This window comes from Rhizobacter sp. P3_B12 (assembly GCF_056402895.1).
In genome coordinates this window covers 1-8473 of record NZ_JBFUGN010000185.1, presented here as the reverse complement: position 1 = coordinate 8473, position 8473 = coordinate 1, and the positions used below count along the sequence as shown (strand labels likewise).

The 8473-nt window shown below is 69.8% G+C and carries 8 protein-coding genes; 2 read left to right on the top strand and 6 right to left on the bottom strand.

The genetic code is table 11. The annotated features are described in order from the left end of the window. Positions 1-165 precede the first annotated feature (165 nt). Entirely contained in the window at positions 166-2391 is a 2226-nt protein-coding gene (locus AC1D01_RS12625) for a DUF6600 domain-containing protein (RefSeq protein ID WP_477866649.1), read from the top strand. Positions 2392-2394: 3 nt separating this feature from the next. Here the strand turns inward: AC1D01_RS12625 and AC1D01_RS12620 are convergent, their stop codons facing one another. Continuing rightward, positions 2395-3054 carry an arylesterase gene (locus tag AC1D01_RS12620; protein ID WP_477866647.1) on the bottom strand — a complete coding sequence of 220 codons (660 nt, stop codon included), beginning with the start codon at positions 3052-3054 and terminating at the stop codon, positions 2395-2397. Between AC1D01_RS12620 and AC1D01_RS12615 the strand changes: the two genes are divergently transcribed. Then, complete coding sequence (locus AC1D01_RS12615) at positions 3053-3730, top strand: ABC transporter ATP-binding protein (protein ID WP_477866645.1); 678 nt, start codon at positions 3053-3055, stop codon at positions 3728-3730. The genes AC1D01_RS12620 and AC1D01_RS12615 overlap by 2 nt on opposite strands. A gap of 52 nt (positions 3731-3782) precedes the next feature. On the opposite strand, the gene AC1D01_RS12610 is transcribed toward AC1D01_RS12615, so the two are convergent. From AC1D01_RS12610 to msrB, 5 genes are all read right to left on the bottom strand, one after another. Then, positions 3783-5996, bottom strand: a complete 2214-nt coding sequence (locus AC1D01_RS12610; protein ID WP_477866643.1) for a copper-transporting P-type ATPase — start codon at positions 5994-5996, stop codon at positions 3783-3785. 189 nt (positions 5997-6185) lie between these two features. Continuing rightward, complete coding sequence (locus tag AC1D01_RS12605; RefSeq protein WP_477866641.1) at positions 6186-7010, bottom strand: peptidylprolyl isomerase; 825 nt, start codon at positions 7008-7010, stop codon at positions 6186-6188. A 131-nt stretch (positions 7011-7141) separates the two neighbouring features. Continuing rightward, positions 7142-7408, bottom strand: a complete 267-nt coding sequence (locus AC1D01_RS12600) for a BolA family protein (RefSeq protein WP_047504237.1) — start codon at positions 7406-7408, stop codon at positions 7142-7144. Between the two features lie 2 nt (positions 7409-7410). Next, entirely contained in the window at positions 7411-8082 is a 672-nt protein-coding gene (locus AC1D01_RS12595) for a septation protein A (RefSeq protein ID WP_477866639.1), read from the bottom strand. A 36-nt stretch (positions 8083-8118) separates the two neighbouring features. After that, positions 8119-8473, bottom strand: a 355-nt coding sequence (gene msrB, locus AC1D01_RS12590) for a peptide-methionine (R)-S-oxide reductase MsrB (RefSeq protein WP_477866637.1), incomplete at its 5' end; no start/stop codon positions are given.

Genomic DNA, 8473 nt, shown 5'->3' with positions numbered 1-8473 from the left:
GACCTGGACCCGAACGACGACGACTGACGGCTTTTCTTCGGCTGCTTTGCGAAGAAAGGTTTCTGCGGTCAGCGGCGTCACGGTCTGACACGTTGTGCCCGCTGGAACCTCACCGGTTCCGCGCGGTCCCACCGGACCGTGACCATGCAACGTGAGGAGCTCGCCGTGCCGAACAGCACCCGAATCGCTACATCCGCCCGCATGGGCGCCCGGTCTGCACGCTGGCTGGGCTTGATGATCGGCCTGATGCTGATCTCCGTGCTGGCGCTGTTCGCGCAGCCCGCGCGGGCCGCCGACGAAGACCCGCCGGGCCGTGTCGGCCGGCTCTCCGAGGTCGACGGCGCGGTCTGGGTCTACGCCCCCGAGAGCGCCGAATGGATCGCCGCGGCGCGCAACCGGCCGGTCACCACCGGCGATCGGCTGTCGACCGAGAAGGACGGCCGCGCCGAGATCCGCATCGGCTCCACCACGCTGCGCATCGCCGCCAACACCGAGGTCGAGGTGCTGCAACTCGACGACAACCACCTGAGCCTGCAACTGCTGAGCGGCAGCCTCTCGGCGCGGCTGCGCACCCGCGAGGCGGCTACTGAATTCGGCGTGGCGACCGGGGAAGGGCGCTTTCGCACCGACCGCACCGGCAGCTACCGCTTCGACCGCGTCGACGACACCAGCCAGGTCACGGTGGTGAGCGGCCAGGCGCAGTTCGAAGGCGACCGCACCGCGTTGACGGTGTTGCCCAACCAGCGTGCCGAGTTCTGGCGCGACAAGCCCGAGGCGCCGACGCAGTACAGCATCACCGACCCGGTGCGCGACCCGTTCTCCGACTGGGTGGCCTCGCTCGACCAGCGCGAGGAGCGCAGCGTCTCGACCCGCTACGTCTCGCCCGAGATGACCGGCGTCGAAGACCTGGACCGCTATGGCCGCTGGGAGCAGAGCCCCGACTACGGTGCGATCTGGATCCCGCGCAACGTGGCCCCCGACTGGGCGCCGTACCGCATGGGCCACTGGGCCTGGGTGAACCCATGGGGCTGGACCTGGGTCGACGACGCGCCCTGGGGCTTCGCGCCGTTCCACTACGGCCGCTGGGTGTGGCACCGCAGCGCCTGGTGCTGGACGCCGGGCACCTACATCGCACGGCCGGTGTATGCGCCGGCGCTGGKGGCGTGGGTGGGCGGGCCGAACCTGAGCCTGTCGATCTCGGTCGGCAACTCGCCGTCGGTCGGCTGGTTCCCGCTCGCGCCGCGCGAGGTCTACGTGCCGGGCTACCGCGTCAGCCCGCGCTACATCCGCAACGTCAACGTGACCCACGTGACCAACATCACCAACGTCACGAACATCATCAACAGCCCGGGGGCGGTGGTGCAGCAGACGCACTACATCAACCGCGGCATGCCGCATGCGGTGACCGTGGTGCCGGCGGTGGTGATGGAGCGCCGCCAGCCGGTGGCGCCGGCGATGACGCGTGTCAACGACCGCGTGCTGCGCGACATGGGGCGCGAACGGCCACGCGTCGACGCGCCGGTGCCGATGCCGATGCCTGCGCGCGGCGAGGCCGGTGGGCGGCGTGTGGAGGACCCGCGCACCGGCCGCGTCAGCTTCGCGCCGGACGCGCGGCAGCCCGTTCCGCCGCCGCCGGGGCGACGCGAGAACAACGGCAGCAACCTGGGCAGCACGCTCGTGCCCGGCAACAACGCAGGCCGTGGCGACAACGGGCGCGACAACGGGCGCGACAACAACGGGCGCGGTGACAACAACGGCCGCGGCGAGAACAACGGCCGCGGCGAGGGTGGCTGGGGCCGGCCGGAGCGGCCGGGCACGCCGGTGGCGCAGCAGCCGCAACAGCCGCAGCAACCCCAGCTGGGGCAGGCTCCGCAGCAGCAGAGTCCGCAACAGCAACCGCAGCAGCCCGGCTACACGCCGCGCCCGCGTCCGGGCCGCGACGTGCCCGATACCGGCCAGCAGCCTGGCGGCAACCGCCCGCCGGTCGCGAACGCCACCCAGCCGCAGGCGCCGTCGGTGAACACGCCGGAGCGCCGCCATCCGATGCCGGTGAACCAGGACGGCGAATCGCGGGGCCGTCCGCGGGGTGACCGCGGCGAGCGGCCTGCGCCGGTCGGCGGCCAGCCGCAACTGCAGCCGCGCCCGGTGCCCCAGCAGCAGCAACCGGTGCAACCGCAGGTGCAGCATCCGGCCGCGCCCCAGGTGCAGCAACCGCAGGCGCCGCAGCGTCCGCAGCCGCAGGCACCGCAGCAGCCCCAGCAGCCGCCGCGTGTGCCCGAGGTGCGCGCGCCTCAGCAGGCGCAACCACGCCAGGAGCAGCCGCGCGTCGAGCAGCGGCAGGAGCGCCAGGACCGACCCGAGCGCCGCAACGAGCGCGAGAGCAACCGCTGAGGGTCAGCCCAAGAGTGGTTTCAGGCCTGCCCAGACGTTGTCCAGCATCGTCGGGTGGGCCTTCGCGATCGGATGGATGCGGTCGGGTTGGAACATCGTGTCGGCCTGCGGCGAATCGGCCACGCCCTTCAGCAGGAAGGGCACGAGGGCGGTGTCCTCCGTCTTGGCGACCTGGGCGAACAGCGCCGCGAAGTCGGCGCCGTACTGCCGCCCGTAGTTCGGCGGCACCTGCATCCCGACCACCAGCACCTTGGCGCCGGCCTGCTTGGCGGCGCGCACCATCGCGAGCAGGTTGTCGCGCGTCATCGCGAGCGGCAGGCCGCGCAGCGCATCGTTGCCGCCGAGCTCGATCACGACGATGCCCGGCTGGTGCTGCTTCAGCAGCGCCGGCAGGCGCGAACGGCCACCGGAGGTGGTGTCGCCGCTGATGCTCGCATTGACGACGGTCGCGGCGATCCTGTCGCGCACGAAGCGCTCGCCGAGCAAGGCGACCCAGCCTTCGCCGCGCTGCAGGCCGTACTCGGCCGACAGGCTGTCGCCGAGCACCAGCACGCGGCGCGGCGCGGCGGCCTGAACCCCCGGCAGTGCGCTCGCCGTGGCAAGCAAGGTACAGTGAACCAGCAACGCGCGTCGCGTGAGCCGTCTACCTGCAGAAGCATTCATGTCCGAATCCATCATTTCCGTCGAGCGCGTCACCAAGCAGGTGCAGGACTCGACCGGTGTGCTGACCATTCTCCACGAGATCGAGTTCGCGCTCGCCGCGCGGCAATCGGCCGCCATCGTCGGTGCGTCCGGCTCGGGCAAGAGCACCTTGCTGTCGATCATCGCGGGCTTGGACACGCCGAGCACCGGAACGGTTCGCCTGGCCGGCCACGATCTTTTCGCGCTCGGCGAGGATGCGCGCGCCGCGGTGCGGGCTGCGCAACTCGGCTTCGTGTTCCAGAGCTTCCAGCTGCTGGGCAACCTGAATGCGCTCGAGAACGTGATGCTGCCGCTGGAGCTGCAGGGCCGCAGCGATGCGCGGGCCCTGGCCACCGAGATGCTGCGCCGCGTGGGCTTGAGCGAGCGGCTGTCGCACTACCCGAAGGTGTTGTCGGGCGGCGAGCAGCAGCGCGTGGCGCTGGCGCGCGCCTTCGTCGTGAAGCCGGCGGTGCTGCTGGCCGACGAGCCCACCGGCAGCCTCGATTTCGCGACCGGCGAGAAGGTGATGGAGCTGATGTTCGAGCTGAACCGCGAATCGGGCACGACGCTGGTGCTCGTCACGCACGACCGCGGCATCGCGGCGCGTTGCGACAGGCAGTTGCACATCGAGGCGGGACGGCTCGACCTCACGGCCTAGAGCTTGCGCAGCATCGCGACGATGTCGTTTCTGTCGTGATGGGCCCGGCGCGTCAATCCACCTTCACGGTGCGCAGCCGCAGCGCGTTGCCGATGACGCTCACCGACGACAGCGCCATCGCGGCGGCGGCCACCACCGGGGACAGCAGCAGCCCGGAGAACGGGTACAGCACGCCCGCGGCCAGCGGGATGCCGGCCACGTTGTAGGCAAACGAAAGGAACAGGTTCTGCCGGATGTTGCGCATCGTCGCGCGCGACAGCGTGCGGGCGCGCACGATGCCCATCAGGTCGCCCTTCAGCAGCGTGATGCCCGAACTCTCCATCGCCACGTCGGTGCCGGTGCCCATCGCGATGCCGACCTCGGCCGCCGCCAGCGCCGGTGCATCGTTGACGCCGTCACCGGCCATCGCGACGATGCGCCCTTCCGATTGCAGGCGCTGCACCACCTTGGCCTTGTCCTCTGGAAACACTTCGGCCACCACCTCGTCGATGCCGAGCCGGCGGGCCACGGCCTCGGCCGTCGTCTTGCCGTCGCCGGTCAGCATCACGATTCGCACCCCCGCCGTCCGAAGCGCCTGCAACGCGGCCGGCGTGCTGGCCTTGATGGGGTCGGYAATGGCCACGAAGCCCGCCAGCCGCCCCGCGAGTGCCACGAAGATGACGGTGGCCGATTGCGCACGCTGGAGCTCCGCGGCGCCGTCCAGCGGCGTGGCGTCGACGCCGTGCTCGGCCAGGAACTTCGCGCTGCCGCACACCACCGGCTGCCCGTCCACCGTCCCCAGCACGCCCTTGCCGACCGGCGAATCGAAGTCGCTCACCGGCAGCAGGTCCAGCCGGCGCTCCTGCGCCGCGTTGACGATGGCCTGCGCCAGCGGGTGTTCGCTGGCCCGCTCCACGCTGGCCAGCTTCTGCAGCACCTCGTCGACGCCGGCCCCCGGGGCGGGCTCGATGTGGACCACCGTGGGGCGGCCTTCGGTCAGCGTGCCGGTCTTGTCGACGACCAGCGTGTCCACCTTCTCCATGCGTTCCAGCGCCTGCGCGTCGCGGATCAGCACGCCGTGCTGGGCGCCGCGGCCGACGCCCACCATGATGGACATCGGCGTGGCCAGGCCGAGCGCACACGGACACGCGATGATGAGCACGGCCACCGCGGTGACGAGCGCATAGCTGAACGCCGGCGACGGCCCCAGCAGCAGCCAGGCAACGAACGTGAGCCCGGCCACCAGGATGACGGCCGGCACGAACCAGCCGGCCACCTGGTCGGCCATGCGCTGGATCGGCGCGCGGCTGCGCTGTGCGGCCGCGACCATGTGCACGATCTGCGAGAGCAGCGTGTCGGCGCCGACCTTGTCGGCCCGCATCACGAAGCCACCGCTCTGGTTCAGCGTGCCGGCGGTCGCCTTGGACCCGGGCGCCTTGGTCACCGGCATGGATTCGCCGGTGACCATGGATTCGTCCACCGTCCCCGAACCCTCGGTGAGCTCGCCGTCGACCGCCACCTTCTCTCCGGGCCTGACCCGCAGCAGGTCGCCTGCCACGATGGCGTCGATGCGGACCGCCTCGTCGCTGCCGTCGGCGCGCACCCGGACGGCGGTCTTCGGCGCGAGGTTCAGCAAGGCCTTGATGGCGCCGGAGGTCTTCTCGCGCGCGCGCAGCTCGAGCACCTGGCCCAGCAGGACCAGCACGGTGATGACGGCGGCGGCTTCGAAGTAGACCGGCACGGCCCCGTCCTCGAGCCGCAGCGCGGCCGGGAACAGCGCCGGCGCCACGGTGCCGGCGATGCTGTAGACCCAGGCCGCGCCCGTCCCCAGCGCGATGAGGGTGAACATGTTGAGGCTGCGGTTGCGCAGCGAGGCCACGCCGCGCGCGAAGAACGGCCAGCCCGCCCACAGCACGACCGGCGTGCCCAGCAGCAGCTGCACCCGGTTCGAGGCCTGCTGGGCGATCAGGTGATGGAGGTCGAACAGGTGTCCGCCCATCTCCAGCGCGAACACCGGCAGCGTCAGCGCCAGCCCGACCCACAGGCGCCGCGTCATGTCGCGCAGCTCGGGGCTCTCGCCGTTGTCGGCGCTGGCCACGACCGGCTCCAGCGTCATGCCGCACAGGGGGCAGCTGCCCGGGCCCATCTGGCGCACCTGCGGGTGCATCGGGCAGGTGTACTCGACCTGGCCGGGGTCACCGGCCGTGGGCTTTCGCGCCGCCTCGGGTGGCGTGGGGGCCGCAGGGTGGTGTGCGTGGTCGTGAGCCGTGTCGCCGGCAGGGTGCATGGCGCTCTCCTGTTCTGGCTCGCAGTGTCGACCCTCCGATGATGGGAAAGTCAAGCGCTTCGTCATCGAAGCAAGGTCGGCTGCGAATGCCAGCGCGGTGGCCCCGGCGGCGCGTCGCGAGAGGTCGGGAATGAACCGCGAAATGAAAAAGGGCGCCCGCAGGCGCCCTTCGTCGAAAGCCGATCGGCCTCAGTTCGCGGTCGAGAACTTGTAGTCCGTCTTCGACTTCGCGCGGATCTCGTCGCGGAACTTCGCGAGCTTCTGCTGGCCCAGGGCCTGCAGGATCTGCGGCTTCACTTCTTCGATCGACGGGACCTGCGCATCGCGCGTGTCTTCCAGCTTGATGATGTGGTAGCCGAATTGCGACTTCACCGGCTCCTGCGTCATCTCGCCCTTCTTCAGCTTGATCATCGCCTGCGAGAACTCGGGCACGTACGAACCGGGGTTGGCCCAGTCGAGGTCGCCGCCGTTCTCACCCGATCCCGGGTCCTTCGAATTCTTCTTCGCCAGGTCCTCGAACTTCGCGCCGCCCTTGATCTGCGCGATCAGGGCCTTCGCGTCTTCTTCCTTCTCGACCAGGATGTGGCGGGCGTGGTACTCGGTGCCGGCCGAACGGGCCTTGAACTTGTCGTACTCGGCCTGCACGTCGGCGTCGAGCACCGGGTTCTTCTTCTGGAAGTCGCTGAACAGCTCGCGGATCAGGATGCTCTGGCGGGCCAGCTCGAGCTGCTGCTTGTAGTCGGTGCTGTTGGTCAGGCCGCGCTTCTCGGCTTCCTGCATGAACATCTCGCGCAGCACGACTTCGTCGCGCACCTGCGCTTCGAGTTCGGCCGTGCGCGGCTGGGCGCCTTGCGGGCCGGGCTTGGTGGCTTGCACCATCAGCGCTTCGACGCGCGACTTCGGCACGGGCTTGCCGTTGACGATCGCCACGTTCTGGGCCATCGCCGCCGGCACGAGCAGGGCAGCACTGATCACCAGCATCGAGGCGTGGCGGGCAAGGGTCGACTTCTTCATGGGCTTATGGCCTTTCAACGGGGAATCGGATGGGTGCGCTATCGGGCTTGACGATCGGGGTCGCATATCGGGGTCGCAAATCGGGGGGGGGCTGCCGTGGGGCCACTGAGGGCCACCGTCACGTCTTCGGATCAGCGTTCACCCGGTGCGCGGGCCTCGATGGCAAGGGCGTGGATGCCGCGCGGAATCAAGGTTCGCAGGGCATCATATACGAGGCGGTGCCGCTTCAGACGTGACAGATCGTTGAACTGCGCGCTCACCACCTGCACGCTGAAATGCCGCCCCTCGCGCGCGCCGGCATGGCCGGCATGCAGGTGGCTGTCGTCGGTGATCGCGAGGCTTTCAGGCTGCAGGGCCTCGCGCAGCGCGGCCTCGATCTCGTGCGAACTGACGGACATGCTCAACCGCGCTCCTTCGTGGGTTCCGGGGCCGGATCGGCTGGCGGCGCGGCCTTGTCCTCATCGGGCAGGTGACGGCTCAGGTAGACGCCCTGGCCCAGCACGAACGCCAGCATCAGCCCGGTCGCGCCGAACACCTTGAAGGTGGCCCAGGTCGATTGCGTGAAGCTGTAGGCCACGTAGAGATTCAGCAGGCCCATCAGCCCGAAGAATGCGACCCATGCGAAATTCAGCCGCTGCCAGACGGCCGCCGGCAGCACCAGTTGCTCGCCCATCAGCTTCTGCGGGATGTTCTTGCCCAGCACGCTCTGGCTGAACCAGAACGCGAAGCCCATCACCCAGTACAGCACGCTGGGTTTCCACATGATGAAGGTGGCGTTGTGGAACCAGATCGTCGCACCGCCCAGCACCACCACCAGGGCCAGCGTGACCCACAGCATCGTGTGCACCTTGCGGCGCATCAGCTTCAGCGTGAGCACCTGCAGCAAGGTGGCGGCGATCACCACCAGCGTGGCCAGCAGCACCGCGGCCTCGCCGGGGCCGACGCTGCCGCCCGAGACCAGGAAGCCGAAATGCTCGCTCGCGAAGGCCGCCGCGGCGTCCTTGTTGGCATCGGCGAACTTGAAGGTGCCGAAGAACAGCAGCAGCGGGAGGAAATCGAGCAGCAGGGTCATCAGGGAGCGTCGACGGGGACGAAGTGGCGGCCGGAGTTACGGCTTGGGGGCGAAGTCTATCGCCGCGGAATTGATGCAGAAGCGCTCGCCGGTCGGCTCCGGGCCGTCTTCGAAGACGTGGCCCAGGTGCGAGCCGCAGTTGTTGCAGCGCACCTCGACGCGCACCATGCCGTGGCTGCGGTCGACCACGCGCTCGATCACCTCGCTGTTGATCGGCTCCCAGTAGCTCGGCCAGCCGCAGCCGGCGTCGAACTTGGTGTCGGATGCGAACAGCGGCGTGCCGCAGCCGACGCAGTCGTAGCGGCCGGCCTTGAAGTGATCCCAGTACTTGCCGCTGAAGGCGCGCTCGGTGGCGGCGTGGCGCGCCACCTCGTACTGCATCGGGCTCAGC